The sequence below is a fragment of the Vibrio sp. B1-2 genome (assembly GCF_963888445.1).
GTDB classification, from domain to species: Bacteria; Pseudomonadota; Gammaproteobacteria; order Enterobacterales; family Vibrionaceae; genus Vibrio; species Vibrio anguillarum.
On record NZ_CAWPJH010000033.1, the window covers coordinates 89,989 to 105,766 of the forward strand.

Annotated in this window: 15 protein-coding genes; 1 reads left to right on the forward strand and 14 read right to left on the reverse strand. The window is 45.7% G+C overall.

What is annotated here, in order from left to right:
- Window positions 1-101: 101 nt before the first annotated feature.
- The 12 genes from lipA to leuS all read right to left on the reverse strand — a co-directional run bounded on the left by lipA (window position 102) and on the right by leuS (window position 12,630).
- The gene (gene lipA / locus AACQ75_RS10375; RefSeq protein WP_013857343.1) at window positions 102-1,070 is read right to left on the reverse strand and encodes a lipoyl synthase; all 969 of its coding nucleotides are present in this window, start codon (window positions 1,068-1,070) and stop codon (window positions 102-104) included.
- Between the two features lie 5 nt (window positions 1,071-1,075).
- Window positions 1,076-1,729, reverse strand: a complete 654-nt coding sequence (lipB, locus tag AACQ75_RS10380) for a lipoyl(octanoyl) transferase LipB (protein WP_013857342.1) — start codon at window positions 1,727-1,729, stop codon at window positions 1,076-1,078.
- A gap of 213 nt (window positions 1,730-1,942) precedes the next feature.
- Window positions 1,943-2,221 (reverse strand): DUF493 family protein YbeD, encoded by a 279-nt coding sequence (gene ybeD, locus AACQ75_RS10385; protein WP_010317329.1) that lies wholly within the window; start codon window positions 2,219-2,221, stop codon window positions 1,943-1,945.
- A 119-nt stretch (window positions 2,222-2,340) separates the two neighbouring features.
- Window positions 2,341-3,519, reverse strand: coding sequence for a serine hydrolase (locus AACQ75_RS10390; protein WP_013857340.1), 1,179 nt, complete (start codon window positions 3,517-3,519; stop codon window positions 2,341-2,343).
- A 92-nt stretch (window positions 3,520-3,611) separates the two neighbouring features.
- Window positions 3,612-4,394 carry a septal ring lytic transglycosylase RlpA family protein gene (locus AACQ75_RS10395; RefSeq protein ID WP_170888600.1) on the reverse strand — a complete coding sequence of 261 codons (783 nt, stop codon included), beginning with the start codon at window positions 4,392-4,394 and terminating at the stop codon, window positions 3,612-3,614.
- 2 nt (window positions 4,395-4,396) lie between these two features.
- Complete coding sequence (gene rodA / locus AACQ75_RS10400) at window positions 4,397-5,518, reverse strand: rod shape-determining protein RodA (protein ID WP_013857338.1); 1,122 nt, start codon at window positions 5,516-5,518, stop codon at window positions 4,397-4,399.
- Window positions 5,518-7,398: a penicillin-binding protein 2 gene (gene mrdA / locus AACQ75_RS10405; protein ID WP_094132791.1), complete on the reverse strand. Its 1,881-nt coding sequence runs from the start codon at window positions 7,396-7,398 to the stop codon at window positions 5,518-5,520. Before mrdA ends, rodA begins: the two co-directional genes overlap by 1 nt.
- A 6-nt stretch (window positions 7,399-7,404) precedes the next feature.
- Window positions 7,405-7,875, reverse strand: a complete 471-nt coding sequence (gene rlmH, locus AACQ75_RS10410) for a 23S rRNA (pseudouridine(1915)-N(3))-methyltransferase RlmH (protein ID WP_013857336.1) — start codon at window positions 7,873-7,875, stop codon at window positions 7,405-7,407.
- Between the two features lie 3 nt (window positions 7,876-7,878).
- A complete protein-coding gene (rsfS, locus tag AACQ75_RS10415) occupies window positions 7,879-8,196 on the reverse strand; it encodes a ribosome silencing factor (RefSeq protein WP_017043438.1) in 318 nt (105 codons plus the stop codon).
- A 62-nt stretch (window positions 8,197-8,258) separates the two neighbouring features.
- Window positions 8,259-9,284 (reverse strand): DNA polymerase III subunit delta, encoded by a 1,026-nt coding sequence (gene holA / locus AACQ75_RS10420; RefSeq protein WP_017045824.1) that lies wholly within the window; start codon window positions 9,282-9,284, stop codon window positions 8,259-8,261.
- Between the two features lie 9 nt (window positions 9,285-9,293).
- Window positions 9,294-9,920: an LPS-assembly lipoprotein LptE gene (locus tag AACQ75_RS10425; RefSeq protein ID WP_170888601.1), complete on the reverse strand. Its 627-nt coding sequence runs from the start codon at window positions 9,918-9,920 to the stop codon at window positions 9,294-9,296.
- Window positions 9,921-10,056: 136 nt separating this feature from the next.
- On the reverse strand, window positions 10,057-12,630 hold the full coding sequence (gene leuS / locus AACQ75_RS10430) for a leucine--tRNA ligase (RefSeq protein ID WP_170888602.1): 2,574 nt from the start codon (window positions 12,628-12,630) through the stop codon (window positions 10,057-10,059).
- Window positions 12,631-12,752: 122 nt separating this feature from the next.
- On the opposite strand from leuS, the gene AACQ75_RS10435 reads away from it, so the two are divergent.
- A complete protein-coding gene (locus tag AACQ75_RS10435; protein WP_026028475.1) occupies window positions 12,753-13,223 on the forward strand; it encodes a zinc ribbon-containing protein in 471 nt (156 codons plus the stop codon).
- A 51-nt stretch (window positions 13,224-13,274) separates the two neighbouring features.
- On the opposite strand, the gene lnt is transcribed toward AACQ75_RS10435, so the two are convergent.
- Together lnt and corC are read right to left on the reverse strand one after the other, a co-directional pair.
- Entirely contained in the window at window positions 13,275-14,795 is a 1,521-nt protein-coding gene (gene lnt, locus AACQ75_RS10440) for an apolipoprotein N-acyltransferase (RefSeq protein ID WP_170888603.1), read from the reverse strand.
- Between the two features lie 33 nt (window positions 14,796-14,828).
- A complete protein-coding gene (gene corC, locus AACQ75_RS10445; RefSeq protein WP_010317353.1) occupies window positions 14,829-15,704 on the reverse strand; it encodes a CNNM family magnesium/cobalt transport protein CorC in 876 nt (291 codons plus the stop codon).
- Window positions 15,705-15,778: the final 74 nt, after the last annotated feature.

Genomic DNA, 15,778 nt, shown 5'->3' on the forward strand with positions numbered 1-15,778 from the left:
CAATATTCAAGCTTCAATCATTAACCGAGCAGAGTCTCAAAAACCGATGAGTGAACATCGGCTTGAGTGAACATCGGCTTGATTGAACTTGTGCTGTGTGGTTATTTCACTTCTAGCCCTTTGGCTTGCATATCCGCATGATAGGAGGAACGTACGAACGGGCCACAGGCGGCGTGAGTAAATCCAAGCTCTAGTGCGATCTCTTTAAGTTCGTCAAATTCAGACGGTGGAACGTAGCGTTCAACTGGCAGGTGATGGCGACTCGGTGCTAAATATTGACCAAGAGTCAGCATTGTGACGTCGTGAGCGCGAAGATCTTTCAATACTTCCACTATCTCTTCTTTTGTTTCACCAAGCCCCATCATGATGCCTGATTTGGTAGGGATACTTGGATGTTGTTGCTTGAATTTCTTCAACAGTTCCAGTGACCATTTATAGTTTGCCCCAGGACGCGCCTTACGATATAGACGTGGTGCGGTTTCTAAGTTGTGGTTAAACACATCCGGTGGGTTATCTTTGAGTAGTTCAAGGGCGATATCCATTCGGCCACGAAAATCCGGTACTAACGTTTCGATACGGATCTCTGGGTTTAATGCTCGAATTTCACGGTTACAGTCGGCAAAATGTTGGGCACCACCATCACGTAGGTCATCACGGTCAACTGAGGTGATAACCACGTATTTCAACTTCATATCCTTAATGGTTTGCGCCAGTTTTTGTGGTTCGTTTGTCTCTGGGGCATTTGGCCGTCCATGAGCAACGTCACAAAATGGGCACCGTCTTGTACAGATGGCGCCTAAAATCATAAAGGTGGCGGTTCCGTGGTTAAAGCATTCTGCTAGGTTAGGGCAAGACGCTTCTTCACACACCGAATGGAGATTATTTTTACGCATTGCCGATTTGATCTCTTGGATGCGTTGGCTATCACTCGGCAGCTTAATTTTCATCCACTCGGGCTTACGCAAAACTTCTTTTTGTTCGGCGGCTGGCATATTTTTTACAGGAATTAATGCCATCTTATCAGCGTCGCGGTATTTAACGCCTTTTTCCATTTGGATCGGTTTGCTCATGCTTTTTACCTTTGAAGAGGTGCTTCTGTGCTGAATTCTACTTGCTCGTAAGCCAATATGTTAACGAGTTCTATTATAAGTTGTTTTTCTACGGTTTGTAGTTCTGTCGGGCCGCCCAGTTCACTGACTTGGGCCATTTCTAAACCCTGATAGCCACAAGGGTTAATGCGTAGGAAAGGGGAGAGATCCATGTTGACGTTTAGCGCTAAACCATGAAACGAACAACCTTTACGGATCCGTAACCCAAGAGAGCAGATTTTTTTCCCTTTGACATAGACACCAGGGGCATCCGGTCTTGCGGCTGAGTCAATACGGTATGCTTGCAAGGTATTGATCACGATCTGTTCAATTTTGGTCACTAACTCTCTTACACCTAATTTTTTGCGGCGCAAATCGATCAAGAAATAAGCCACCAGTTGGCCTGGACCATGGTAGGTAACTTGGCCGCCTCGGTCACTTTGTACCACTGGAATATCGCCAGTATTGAGAAGATGCTCAGCTTTACCTGCTTGGCCTTGGGTAAAAACTGGTTGATGTTCGACAAGCCAAATCTGATCCGGTGTGCTTTCGGTTCTTGTATCGGTAAATTCATGCATAGCTTCCCATACAGGAAGGTATTCTTGGCGCCCCAGACGTTTTACAACAAGCGAATTTAACATCAGCGTGACTCATCTACCGTATAAATAAAGTTTTTGGATTATAAACTTCTTCCAGCGAATGGACTACTAATGAGGACGATAAATTTGTCCTTAGTGTGATGGGGTATATGCTAGCTATATGATTTATATTAAAAAAGCAGCCAAAGCTGCTTTCAAAAAAAATTGAATAAATCAAAAAATGAGAGGCTAGGCATCTCAATCACGGTTTTTGGACTACAGAACCATACGTACGATATCGATCTCGCCTAGCTCTTTGTACAGTATTTCAACTTGCTCGATAGAGGTGGCGGTAATGTTAATCGATAAGGAGTGATAAGTCCCTTTTGCACTGGGTTTAACTCGTGGGCTGTAATCACCTGGAGCGTGACGTTGGATAACTTCAAGAACCTTCTCTGGAAGTTCGGGCTTTGCGTGGCCCATCACCTTGTAGGTAAATGAACAAGGAAACTCGAGTAAGTCTTTGAGTTTTGCATCAGAGTTGATAGTCAGCATAATGGAAACTCCCGTTGATAATTCGATTAGCGGTGGCGAATACTACAGCGAATGTTGATGGAACTCAATAATCACAAAGCCGCGGTAAGGCGGCTTTGTTTTATCTTCTACAAGGGATATCAGAATAACCCTTTGAAAAGTAATATAATGTAGTCCCAAAGACGGCTAAATATGCTGCCTTCATCAACATTCTCTAATGCCAAAAGAGGGTATTCAGCCACGTCTTTGCCATCAAGCTGGTAGTAAAGCTTACCGACCACATCACCTTGGCTTATTGGCGCTCTGAGCTCTTTTTCAAGAACAAAGCTTGCGCTGAGATCCTTCGCTTGACCGCGAGGGAGTGTAACGTAAGTATCTTCATTGACACCAAGCGCCACTTTATCCTTGTCACCCATCCAGATTTTTTCTTCGACGAATGTTTCACCTGCTTTGTGTGGCGCAACGGTTTCGAAGAATCTAAAGCCATAGCTCAGAAGTTTTTTACTTTCTGATTTACGAGCATTTTCATCTTTGGTCCCCATAACCACAGCAATGAGGCGCATTTTCCCTTCCGTTGCAGAGCTAACTAAACTGTACCCTGCATTACTCGTATGACCGGTTTTAATACCATCTACGTTCATACTTTTATCCCACAGCAAACCATTTCGGTTGTACTGGGTAATCCCGTTATAGGTATATTTCTGCTCTGAATAAATACGGTACTCGTTTGGTACATCACGAATCAACGCTTGACCTAGTAGCGCCATGTCATATGGAGTTGAATAGAGATTTGGGTTATCTAGACCGTGTACGTTAGCAAAGTGCGTATTGCTCATTTTTAGTGAACTTGCCCACGCATTCATTAGGTCAACAAAAGCGTCTTCTGAGCCAGCAATGTGTTCAGCCATCGCCACGCAAGCGTCATTACCAGACTGAATGATGATACCTTTGTTCAGTTCTTCTACGGTAACGGTGGTGCCGACTTCAATAAACATTTTAGACGAGTCAGGGAAGTTTTTAGCCCACGCATTTTTACTGACCACCACTTTATCTTGTGGAGAGATATTGCCACGTTTAAGTTCTTGGCCAATCACGTAACTGGTCATCATTTTCGTCAAACTTGCAGGTGAAAGTTTGGTGTTCATCTCTTTTTCTGCCAGCACTTTACCTGAATGGTAGTCCATCAACACATAGCCTTTAGCGGCAATTTGAGGAGCATCAGGTATCACGATAGGCGCAGAAAATACTGAGCTAGTAAAGGTTGCAGAAAGCGCAATAGAAGACGCTAGAATCGGTTTTAAGAATGTGTGTTTTTTCATGAGGAATGCAAATTATCTTATTAACTGTCCATATCTTAACAGAAACGACCTATCAAACCAGAGCTTGAATCAAGATCACTGGATTTGATAAGTCACTGAGTGACGGGTTGCGCTTTGATGAAGGCGGTCTCGTAACCGAGTAATTTAACTTTTTCTAGCGTTTGTTGAGTCAGGGCATCGTCATTAAATGGCCCTAAAAATACGCGATGACTGCCATTCACACTGTCTACAAAGCTTTCAACCGTCAATGTTTGACTCAATTGTTCGGATAAAGTTCGTATTCTTTGCTCTGATTTTGCAGAGGCAACTTGGATGAGATATTGAGCCTTCTTTTTCTGTGGTGACGTCGTGATGGGTTTATCGATGGTGATGACTTCGATAGCCACATTCGCAGTCCCGGTTTGAACTACACCCAATTTGTAAGCGGCAGCGTAACTTAAATCAATAATTCGTCCCTCATGAAAGGGACCACGATCGTTTACCCGAACGATCGCGGTTTTTTTGTTATCTAAATTCGTTACTTTAACGTAGCTGGGTAACGGCAACGTTTTATGGGCGGCCGTCATCGAATACATGTCGTAGATTTCACCGTTGGATGTCAGATGTCCATGAAACTTTTTTCCATACCACGAGGCTTGGCCTTTCTCTGTAAATCCTTTGGCCTCTTTGACAATGGTGTAGTTTATGCCTCTCAAAGTGTAATTCTTGTTGCCGCCCAAACTATAGGGTTCGTATTGCGGATGTGCATCTTCAATATGCCCAACCGAGAGTGGCGTGTTAGGGGCCACGTCGTCTGTTATTGAATAGCGGCTTGAAGAGCTACAACCGATGAGAAATAGACTCGTTAATATAAAGATAAATAGGGAGTTTCTCATGCTTAGGTTGCCTTAGAAAATGCTTTTCGGTGAGTGTGGATAGACATCAGTATGCCAAAGCCAGCCATGAGAGTGACCATGGATGTGCCACCATAGCTGATGAGAGCCAAGGGAACACCAACCACGGGTAAAATACCACTGACCATACCTATATTTACAAAAACGTAAACAAAGAAGCTGAGTACAATACTTCCAGCCATCATTCGGCCGAAAGCCGTTTGTGCGTTGCTCGCGAGGTATAGACCACGTCCGATGATAAAAAGATAAATAGCGAGTAAACACAAGATGCCAATCATGCCCCACTCTTCAGCAATGACGGCAAAAATGAAGTCGGTGTGCCGCTCAGGTAAGAATTCAAGTTGCGACTGTGTGCCGTGTAGCCATCCTTTTCCTGACAACCCACCAGACCCAATGGCTATTTTACTCTGAATGATATGATAGCCTGCACCGAGTGGATCGGATTCCGGATTGAAAAGTGTTCTGACTCGGGTTTTTTGATATTCACGCATCAGAAAGAACCAAAGCACAGGTATGAAGCCACCCAAAGCCACGGCGGCAGAAAAAATGATTCGCCAGCTTATTCCAGATAAGAAAATGACAAAAATGCCGGAGGCTGCAATCAATATTGAAGTGCCAAGATCGGGCTGCTTCGCGATTAGCACGGTAGGGATAAACACCATTAACAGCGAAACGACTAGGGTTTTAAAGGTGGGTGGAAGAGAACGTTTCCCTATGTAGCGAGCGACCATGAGAGGCACTGCGAGTTTAAGCAATTCTGAGGGCTGAAAACGAACAAAGCCTAAATTTAACCAGCGCTGAGCTCCCTTGGACGATTCGCCAAAAAACAGCACGCCGAGCAACAGCAGTACGCCACAGAAAAACATAAAGGGTGCAAGAGACTCATAAGTTCTTGGGGAAATTTGAGCAAGAAAGATCATCACACCAAGAGCCAGTACCATACGCATAGCTTGGCGATCCATCATAGTTAAGCTCTGACCGCTGGCGCTGTACATCACGACCAGCCCAAACCCCATCAATAACAAAATACCCAGCAGTAATGGCAAGTCGATGTGCAAGCGCTCAAAAAGCGCTCGATTTTGTCCTGTTGAAGGATCCAGTTCCATTATTTTTCAGCCTCTTTACCTAGAATGGCGCGGTCAAATATTTTCCTAACAACGGGTCCACCATTGCCAGAACCTCCCCCTGCGTTTTCGAGTACCAGAGTGACAATGAGCTGCGGGTCATCTACAGGCGCAAAGCCTGTGAATAGGGCATGGTCACGAAGGTGTTCGGCTAATTCATCGGCCTTATACACTTGGTTTTCTGCCAAGCCAAACACTTGCGCAGTTCCAGATTTTCCAGCGCTGACATATTTCATATTGGTAAATGAGCGCCGTGCGGTTCCTTTTTTACCGTGGTTTACAAGACGCATGCCATTGATTGCGATGTCCCAATAGCGTTTCGGCACCCCTTCGATCGGTGGCGAAGTTTCTAATTCTGAAAGCTCTTGCCTGCTAAACTCTTCACCATTTTTGAGCGTCGAACGCAATAAATGCGGCGCAATCACTTTGCCGTGATTAACCAGCACGGAAGTCGCTTTGGCAATTTGCATCGGTGTTGATGTCCAATACCCTTGGCCAATGCCGACCGGAATCGTATCACCTTGATACCAAGGGGTTCGGTGACGTGCCATTTTCCACTCACGCGTTGGCATGTTCGCTTTGCCTTCTTCATAAATGTCTAAACCTGTATAGTCACCAAAGCCAAATTTCATCATCCAACTAGAGAGACGATCAATACCCAAGTCGTAGGCGATTTGGTAAAAGAAGGTATCGACAGACTCTTCGAGCGCCTTATTAATGTCCACTCGACCATGCCCCCAGCGCAACCAGTCTCGGAAGGGCCGCGTTTTGGAGTTTGGTATCACCCAATAACCAGGATCATTACGTGTTGTTGTTGGGGTTATAACCCCTTCTTGAAGTGCAGCGACGGCAATAAAAGGTTTAATCGTTGAGCCGGGAGGGTAAATACCAAGTGTCGCTCGATTGACTAACGGGCGGTCTGGGTCATTGAGAAGTTCGTTGTAGGCGGCGCTAGAAATACCATGTACGAATGGGTTTGGATCGTAGCTTGGACTTGATGCCATGGTAAGGACACCGTTATCTTTTGGATCGAGCACTACAATTGAACCTCGACGGCCATCCAACAACTTGTGCACATAAAGCTGCAGATCAATGTCCAAGCTTAATACAATGTCTTTCCCTGCCACGGGAGGGACGTATTTTAAGGTGCGAATGATGCGTCCTCGGCTATTGACCTCAACTTCTTGGTAGCCAGCCGTGCCGTGCAGCACATCCTCATAAAAGCGTTCAATCCCCAGTTTGCCAATATCACGAGTGGCTTGGTAATTGGCTGAGCGCTCTTCGCGTTCTAGACGTTCCATATCTCGGTCATTGATTCTGGATACATAACCGATAACATGAGTGAGAACTTCACCATAGGGGTAGTAGCGCTTTAAGCTTGCGCTTACTGATACACCGGGAAACTTGTGCTGATTGACCGAAAAAATGGCCACTTCTTCCGGTGTTAACTGTGTCAAAAGCGGCACTGAATTAAACCGGCGTGTCTGACGACGCTCTTTTTCAAAGGTGGCAATTTTTTCTGGTGAGATGGTCAGGTATTGCTGTAAGCGCGTGATCGTATCATCCATATCGCGCACTTGCTCAGGTGTGATCTCTAAGTTGAATACAGGGCGGTTTTCCGCTAGTAGCACACCATTGCGGTCATAAATTAACCCTCGATTAGGCGCAATCGGGACGATTTTGATTCGGTTATCGTTGGATCGCGTTTTGTAATCTTGATATTGGTTAATTTGAATATGGTACAAATTGGTAAGCAGAACGCCCACCAGTATGATGATCGCAATAAAAGAGACAATTGCTCGGTTGCGAAACAGCCGAGCTTCTGATTGGTAGTCACGAATTTGGCTACGCTTACGTAACATGAATAGTTATTCTCGGTGATAAGGGTGATTAGCCGTAATACTCCAAGCGCGGTACAAACTCTCTGCCATGACCACTCGAACCAAAGGGTGAGGAAGTGTCAACGGCGAAAGCGACCAGCTCTGCTCTGCGGCGGCTTTGCATGCAGGAGAAAGCCCTTCAGGGCCACCAATTAAAATCGATACATCACGGGCATCGAGCTTCCAACTTTCAAGTTGTTCCGCCAGTTGTTCGGTATCCCAACGCTTACCTGGAATATCGAGAGTAACAATTCGATTGCTTTTTGGCACGGCCGCGAGCATAGCTTCGCCTTCTTTTTGCAAAATTCTTGCAATATCCGCATTTTTGCCACGTTTGCCCGCTTGTATCTCCACTAATTCAAGTGGCATATCGTGTGGAAAACGTCGGCGGTACTCTTGAAAGCCTTCTTCTACCCATTTCGGCATTTTGGTACCAACGGCAATCAACTGAATTTTCAAAGCTTAACTCCAAAGTTTTTCAAGCTGGTACAGATCACGGTGCTCTTCTTGCATAACATGCAACATGCTACTGCCCATGTCTAGCACGACCCATTCACCTTCACTTTCGCCATCCATACCCAGTGGTTCCATGCCCACTTTTTTGACTTCAGTTGCGACATGTTCGGCAATCGAGGCTACATGTCGTTTTGATGTGCCTGTGCAAATGATCATGTAATCGGTGATGCTAGATTTTCCCTTAACATCTAAGGTTTTGATATCAATGGCTTTCATATCGTCGGCTTTATCGGCAAGAAAGTCTTTCAATTCGTGGTGTAGCAAGCGTCATCTCCTTTAAAAATTGGTCTGGTTACTGACAAAATGGCGCGGAGTATAACACGCCTTCAAGCCAACTTTGATACAACGGACTGTGGCAAGCAAAATTCAACACTGATTTGCTGCAATATTGGCCAAGTTGAGGTTTCATACTGAGTTTTAGTTACTCTTTCGGCTTGGGTGAGTAATGCAATCAGCTGTTTGAGTTTATCTCTCGATAGTCTTTTTAAGCTTGCCGCGTACCAAGGTCGCTTGGATTGCCAAATTCGGTACTTATCAAAGATTGAGCCAATCGGCATCTGGGTTAAATCTTGATGCATTTGCAGCAGCAGTAGCAGCTCTTTTTGTAGGCTACGTATCAGAATCACAGGCTCAGTGCCTTCGGTAATGAGCTGGCGTAAAATACGTTGTGACCGATTCGCTTGCCCTTCGAGCAGCGCATCGACCCAGTGAAAAACGGTGAAGTGGTTATGTCGGCTTAATGACTCTTCTAAGCGGATCAGCGTCAGTAAGCCATCTGGATAGAGTAGCGCGAGTTTTTCTAAGCTTTGAGATAGTGCGAACAGATTGCCTTCATGCCATTGCGCCAGCATCTGCACTGCTTCTTGATCAGGTTTTAGCCCCAATGTGCGGCAGCGCATCATGACAAATTGTGGCAGTTTGCTGATATCCGGGGTTAAGCAACTCACCCAACATCCTAGGCTTGAGAGTGTCTTAAACCATTTAGTGCTTTCTTGTGCTTTGGTCAATTTCTCACCGATGATCACAAGTAGTACATCAGGATGAAGCGATTGACCTAGGGCGACGAGCTCTTTCGCTGTTGCCGCATTTGCACCCGTTTCAGGTAATTCAATTTCAATGATTTTTTTGCTGGAAAATAAACTTAAAGCTTGGCAGCAGTCATAGACTTGATCCCAGTTTAAATGGGCATCGGCACTGAAACGATGGCGTTCTTCAAATCCTTGTTCTAACGCTTTTTTCTCTATCGCCACGCGTGATTCTTGCAGCAATAGCGGTTCGTTGCCAAACAGTAAGTAAAGCCCCATCAAGGGCTTGTTTAAGTGATCGGCCAGCTTGTCAGCAAATATTCTCATTACTCGCCTTTAGTTTGTCGCAGGAGCCGTGAATTGTGACGGTTCACTTTCCACGGTGTTTATCTCATAGGCCTGCTGGTCTGTTCGCTGCTGTTCATTTTCTTGTTGTTCAAGTTGATGTTCATTCGCTGCAATATCGGCTTTTAGACGTGCCATTTGGCGTAAAATTTGAGTTGCGGCTAGTTTGCGCATCTCATCTTCAATCATGTCTCGCTCTACCGATTTAGCGAGAGCAGTTAATGGGTTATCAAGATAGCTACGAGTCACACTGGTTGAAAACGTTTTTATCCCCACTTCAGGTAGGGTGACGCTATAGGAGGCGTTGAACGTCAATTCCAATTCAGCAGCACGAGTATTTTGATAAAGCGAAAGCGTCCGTTCACCAACACTCTCGCCTATGAGATAGATGTTTGGCACTGTCTCTGAGGGGGAAACAATCTCAATGTCACTCATTCGTAATTGATTTTTTACCATACGAGTGAAGGTACTGTATTGGTCGTAGCTGGTGACAGAGACTCGATTGAGCTCTTCAGGAACGGAGTAATCGCCACGAAGATGAAAGCCGCAAGCTGAGAGTAGGCTGCTCATAATAACAATTAACGATAATTTCAGAGAGTAAGACGAAATTTGGCGCATTGGGGTTAAGTTCTCATATATTTAGGTGACTTATCTTAGCGCTCTATCGCTCTGTGGGTAAGAACGCTAAGATAAATCAACAGGGCAGCGAGCTACCCTGTTGATAAACCAGTTATTACGACATTAGGCTGCGATATTAGTTCGCAACGATGTTCAGTAACTTACCTGGTACATAGATAACTTTACGCACGGTTAAGCCATCCGTAAATTTCATGACGTTCTCGTCCGCTAAACCGAGTGCTTCAACCTGATCTTTACTTGCATCAGCGGCTACGGTCAGCTTACCACGAAGTTTTCCGTTAACTTGTAGGACGATCAGTTTTTCATCTTCCACTAGGGCGGATTCGTCGTAGGTCGGCCACACGGTATTATCTACATCACTCTCACCCAGTGCATTCCACAGTTCAAAGCTGATATGAGGAGTGATTGGGTAAAGCATGCTGACAACCGCTTTTAAAGCCTCGTCGAGAATGGCCCGATCTTGCACGGATTCTTGTGACGCTTTAGTGAGTTTATTCATCAACTCCATAATCGCAGCAATGGCGGTATTGAACGTCTGGCGGCGTGCAATATCGTCAGTCACTTTGGCGATGGTTTTATGCACATCACGACGCAGCGCTTTTTGTTCACCAGTAAGAGAGGCGCTATCTACCGCTTCAGCCACACCTTTAGCGCTATGTTCTGCAACCAGTTTCCAGACGCGTTTTAGGAAGCGGTTAGCACCTTCTACACCAGACTCTTGCCATTCAAGCGTCATGTCAGCCGGAGAGGCAAACATCATGAATAGACGAACCGTATCGGCGCCATACTTATCAACCATCTCTTGCGGGTCGATACCGTTGTTTTTCGACTTAGACATTTTGATCATGCCTGAGTGCTCAACGTTGCGGCCTTGGTTGTCTACGGCTTGAGTGATGCGGCCTTTACCGTCGCGTTCCACTTTTACGTCAGTTGGCGCTATCCACTCTTTGGTGCCTTTCTCGTTCGTGTGGTAGAACGCATCGGCCAATACCATGCCTTGGCAAAGTAGTTGCTTGAAAGGTTCATCTGAAGTGACATAGCCTGCATCACGCAATAGCTTATGGAAGAAGCGTGAGTAGAGCAGGTGCATACAAGCATGCTCAATACCACCAATGTATTGGTTTACTGGTAACCAGTAGTTTGCCTTCGCTGGGTCTAAAATATCGTCCGCTTGTGGTGAACAGTAACGAGCGTAATACCAAGACGACTCCATAAACGTATCGAAGGTATCGGTTTCACGTAGTGCAGGCTCGCCATTAAAGGTGGTTTTGGCCCACTCTTTGTCGGCTTTGATTGGGCTAGTTACACCATCCATCACAACATCTTCTGGTAGAATGACGGGCAGTTGATCAATTGGCACTGGGTGAACTTGGCCATCTTCAGTGGTCACCATAGGAATCGGCGCGCCCCAGTAACGTTGGCGAGAAACCCCCCAGTCACGTAGACGGAAATTAACGGTTTTCTTGCCTTTACCTTCAGCCTCCAGCTTGGCTGCAATAGCATTAAATGCTGCTTGGAAGGCTAAACCATCAAATTCGCCAGAACCAAATAGGACTCCTTTTTCAGTGTACGCAGCGCTAGACACATCGACTTCAGAGCCATCTTCTGGTTTGATGACTGGAATGATGTCTAGGCCATATTTGGTGGCGAACTCAAAATCACGTTGGTCATGAGCAGGTACGGCCATCACCGCGCCTGTACCGTAATCCATCAGCACAAAGTTGGCGATATAAATAGGCACTTCACGACCATTTAAAGGATGAATGGCCGTTAGGCCCGTATCCATACCTTTCTTTTCCATGGTCGCCAGTTCAGCTTCTGCAACTTTGGTGTTCTTACATTCGTCAATAAAAGAAGCTAAAGCCGGGTTATTTTGCGCTGCAATGGTCGCTAATGGATGACCAGCCGCAATGCCCACATAAGTGACACCCATCAAGGTATCAGGGCGAGTGGTATAGACATCGAGATCTGAATGACCGTTGACACCAAACTTGAGCTCTACGCCTTCTGAGCGACCAATCCAGTTACGCTGCATGGTTTTGACCATTTCAGGCCAACCCTCTAAGTTCTCTAAATCGTCCAACAGTTCTTGTGCGTACGCGGTGATCTTAATAAACCATTGTGGGATCTCTTTTTGTTCTACTGGTGTATCACAACGCCAGCAGCAGCCATCTTCAACTTGCTCGTTAGCGAGAACGGTTTGGTCGTTTGGACACCAGTTAACGGAAGAGGTTTTCTTGTAGACTAAGCCTTTTTGATACAGCTTCGTGAAGAACTCTTGTTCCCAGCGGTAATATTCTGGCGTGCAAGTGGCGAATTCACGGCTCCAATCGTAGCCAAAACCCAGCAGTTTTAACTGGTTTTTCATGTACTGAATGTTTTCGTAGGTCCAAGGCGCTGGTGCCGTTTTGTTTTTTACAGCCGCATTTTCAGCGGGTAGGCCAAATGCGTCCCAACCAATGGGTTGCATGACGTTCTTGCCTTGCAGACGTTGAAAACGAGAGACTACATCACCGATAGTATAGTTACGCACGTGACCCATGTGCAGTCGGCCACTTGGGTATGGGAACATAGAAAGACAGTAGAATTTTTCTTTATTTGGGTCTTCACTTACAACAAAGGTCTTGTTGTCATCCCAGTGCTGTTGAACTTTTTGTTCAATATCTTGCGGGTTATATTGCTCTTGCATCGATGATATCCGGTTATCTTGGAATTTGTGAGTTCGGTTAGAACAGAGTCTAATAGATCGACATAGAATACCTAAAGCAGGGGTACACAACAATAGCCAATCTGGTTTGATGGAGGTGGGTGATGCCAAAACGTAAAACAAGTTACGAAGAGATTGTGGATGACGTGATTGAAACGCTCAAACATAGTCCTGATGAAATGTCCCAAGTTTTGCAGACATCAGGTAAGGTTGTTGATGCTGCCAATAATCTCACTAAAGATGAATTGGCGCTTATTTCTGCCTATGTAAAAGCGGATCTCAAAGAATTCGCGGATAGTTTTGAAGAGAGTAGAAGCAGCCTATTTTCATTGATGATTACCAATTCAATTTGGCAGGGGCTTTTTGAAATCACTGATAAAACAAAAGTGGAATGGGTGGAATTGTTTCAAGATTTAGAACGACAAGGTTTGTATCAAGCGGGGGAGATGATAGGCCTTGGGATGTTAGTGTGTGACCATTGTGGGCATAAAACCCAGTATAATCATCCAACTGAAATTATGCCTTGTATTCAATGTGGGCAAACGGCTTTTACTCGTCAGCCATTAAAACCTTAAGTGTTGCTGATAGAAAACCTCAAAAAGGCGCTGAAATGCGCCTTTTTGAGGTTAAGAGTGAGGTGAGTGACGTCTTGTCCATCCGACGATAAAACTGAGTAACACCCAGACGTAGAGCGGCCAAGTGCCGACAGCGTGATACGGCGTCTCTCCTTTGGTCGACGTGATGGTTGCTTTCAATACGGCCGTTTCAAATTGTGGGATCTGCTGCGTTATTTTACCTTTGTGATCCGTCACGGCGGTGACACCATTGTTGGTTGAACGAATGAGCGGTTTACCCAGCTCTAAAGCTCTCATCCGAGCAATCTCCATATGTTGCAATGGGCCATTTGAATGCCCAAACCACGCATCGTTAGAGAGGGTTAAGATAAAATCTGTTTCATCGGTGACATTCGCTCTGACTTGTTCATTGAAGATGATTTCATAGCACAGTGCCGCGGCTAGGTGTCTACCCTTGGCAATCAGATTCGGTTGAATATAGTCCCCACGGCTAAATGAAGACATCGGCAAGTTGAAAAAGGGTGCGATGGGCCTGAGCCAATCTTCAAATGGCACAAACTCACCAAATGGCAATAAATGATGCTTATGGTAGCGAGCGTCAGAGTCATAACGGTAGTCGCCATAAGGGTTGGTGCCAAGTACCAGAATGCTGTTGTAAAAAGATCGCTCTGGGCTTTGGTTGAGCACGCCTGTGACAATCGCACTGTTGTTCATTTTTGCCGCAGAATCTAAGTTACTCAAATAGGAAGGGATCTCGAATTCAAATGCGGGAATCGCCGCTTCTGGCCATACGATAATATCTGCGTCCCAGTTTTCTCGACTGAGATCGGTGTAGGCCATAATGGTTGGCCAGCGCTGATTGGGAAGCCATTTTTCCGCTTGCTTAATATTACCTTGAATCAGTGCGACGCGAGTTTGTGTGCTGGGATCGGGAGTGACCCAATCGAAATTGCGTAGTCCAAACCCCGTCGCCAATATGGTCAGAGGAATGAGCACGAGTATCCAAGAGCGCTTAAGCCACGTCATGGCTAGAGCGCTAGAACAGAGGAGCGTGAAGAAGGTGACCAGCTCAACGCCTCCCAGTGGTGCGAAACTGGCAAGCGGGCTATCAATTTGACTATAACCAAGCCATAACCAAGGAAAGCCGGTCATCACCCAGCCTCGAAGCCAATCGGTAATTAGCCAAAGCGCAGGGGCGGCTAATAAAAAATGGCTAATAGTGTTACGGCGGAAAAAACGGTTGAGTAAGCCAGCGAAAAGCCCAGAATAAAGGGCTAAATAACCGACCAGTAATGACATCAGGAACAGGCTGGCAATTTTGGGCATACCACCAAAGGTATCAATACTGACGTGCACCCAACTGATGCCAAAAGCAAAAAAACCTAAGCCCCAGCAGTAACCTATCCATGCTGCTTTTTTAGCTGGTTGCTGATTAATGAGCAACAATAGCAACATGGGGGTGAGTATGGCCAGCGGCCAAAACTGATAAGGAGCAAAAGCGAGTGGGGTTAATGCGCCAACAAAAGCGGCCGCAAGCGGCCGCATTAGGCGATGAAAAAGTGCTTTAATCATCTATCTCATTCTGCTGATGTGAATGGGGTTATGTCACTCTTCTGCTATCACTGGAAGTGATTCAAGATCAGGAATAGTGACTTGCAGTTGAACCACTCGGCGGTTATCTGCTGCGGTGACTTTAAAGCTGTATTTGTCGATCTCTACAACTTCGCCACGGCTTGGCAGGTGGCCAAAGGCCGTCATCACCAATCCCCCTACAGTATCCACTTCTTCATCGCTGAACTTAGTACCAAAGGTTTCGTTAAACTCTTCGATGGTGGTCAGCGCTTTAACTGCAAAAGTATGTTTGCTGAGCTTACGGATATCCAATTGTTCTTCATCATCGAACTCGTCTTCAATGTCGCCAACGATTTCTTCCAAAATATCTTCAATGGTCACTAAGCCAGACACGCCACCGAATTCATCCACGACGATCGCCATGTGGTAACGCTCCTCTCGGAACTCCTTCAATAAGCGATCAACCCGTTTACTTTCTGGTACCACGACTGCCGGGCGGATCACTTCTAAAATGTTAAAAGGTGCACTGTCTGAACCTAAATATTTGAGTAAGTCCTTCGCTAGTAGAATGCCTTCAACATGGTCTTTATCTTCACTGATCACTGGGTAACGTGAGTGCTGAGCATCGGTGATCAGCGCAATTAAGGTATCCAAGTCATCGTTTTTATCGATAGTGACCATTTGTGAGCGTGGGATCATAATATCACGCACGCGCATCTCAGAAATCTCCATCACACCTTCAAGCATATCTCTTGTGTCATGGTCGATAAGGTCATTGATTTCAGAGTCGCGGATCACATCTACAAGCTCTTGGCGATCTCTCGGATCACCTTGAAATAATTGGCCTAGGCGTTCAAAGAAGGACTTTCTACTCGGACCTTCAGAATTCTGGGGGTTATCTTCGTTCATTGTTTCTCTAATTTTCCTCGCTATCAGATGTGTGATAGCACACGTATCGTACCGACTTTAGCGGTACTAGCTTC

What these genes read in the sequence shown, in the direction of transcription:
- leuS (WP_170888602.1), bottom strand. Translation starts at nt 12,630, where the DNA reads ATGCAAGAGCAATATAACCCGCAAGATATTGAACAAAAAGTTCAACAG.
- ybeD (WP_010317329.1), bottom strand. Translation starts at nt 2,221, where the DNA reads ATGCTGACTATCAACTCTGATGCAAAACTCAAAGACTTACTCGAGTTT.
- rodA (WP_013857338.1), bottom strand. Translation starts at nt 5,518, where the DNA reads ATGGAACTGGATCCTTCAACAGGACAAAATCGAGCGCTTTTTGAGCGC.
- AACQ75_RS10395 (WP_170888600.1), bottom strand. Translation starts at nt 4,394, where the DNA reads ATGAGAAACTCCCTATTTATCTTTATATTAACGAGTCTATTTCTCATC.
- AACQ75_RS10435 (WP_026028475.1), top strand. Translation starts at nt 12,753, where the DNA reads ATGCCAAAACGTAAAACAAGTTACGAAGAGATTGTGGATGACGTGATT.
- AACQ75_RS10390 (WP_013857340.1), bottom strand. Translation starts at nt 3,519, where the DNA reads ATGAAAAAACACACATTCTTAAAACCGATTCTAGCGTCTTCTATTGCG.
- holA (WP_017045824.1), bottom strand. Translation starts at nt 9,284, where the DNA reads ATGAGAATATTTGCTGACAAGCTGGCCGATCACTTAAACAAGCCCTTG.
- lnt (WP_170888603.1), bottom strand. Translation starts at nt 14,795, where the DNA reads ATGATTAAAGCACTTTTTCATCGCCTAATGCGGCCGCTTGCGGCCGCT.
- lipB (WP_013857342.1), bottom strand. Translation starts at nt 1,729, where the DNA reads ATGTTAAATTCGCTTGTTGTAAAACGTCTGGGGCGCCAAGAATACCTT.
- AACQ75_RS10425 (WP_170888601.1), bottom strand. Translation starts at nt 9,920, where the DNA reads ATGCGCCAAATTTCGTCTTACTCTCTGAAATTATCGTTAATTGTTATT.
- lipA (WP_013857343.1), bottom strand. Translation starts at nt 1,070, where the DNA reads ATGAGCAAACCGATCCAAATGGAAAAAGGCGTTAAATACCGCGACGCT.
- mrdA (WP_094132791.1), bottom strand. Translation starts at nt 7,398, where the DNA reads ATGTTACGTAAGCGTAGCCAAATTCGTGACTACCAATCAGAAGCTCGG.
- corC (WP_010317353.1), bottom strand. Translation starts at nt 15,704, where the DNA reads ATGAACGAAGATAACCCCCAGAATTCTGAAGGTCCGAGTAGAAAGTCC.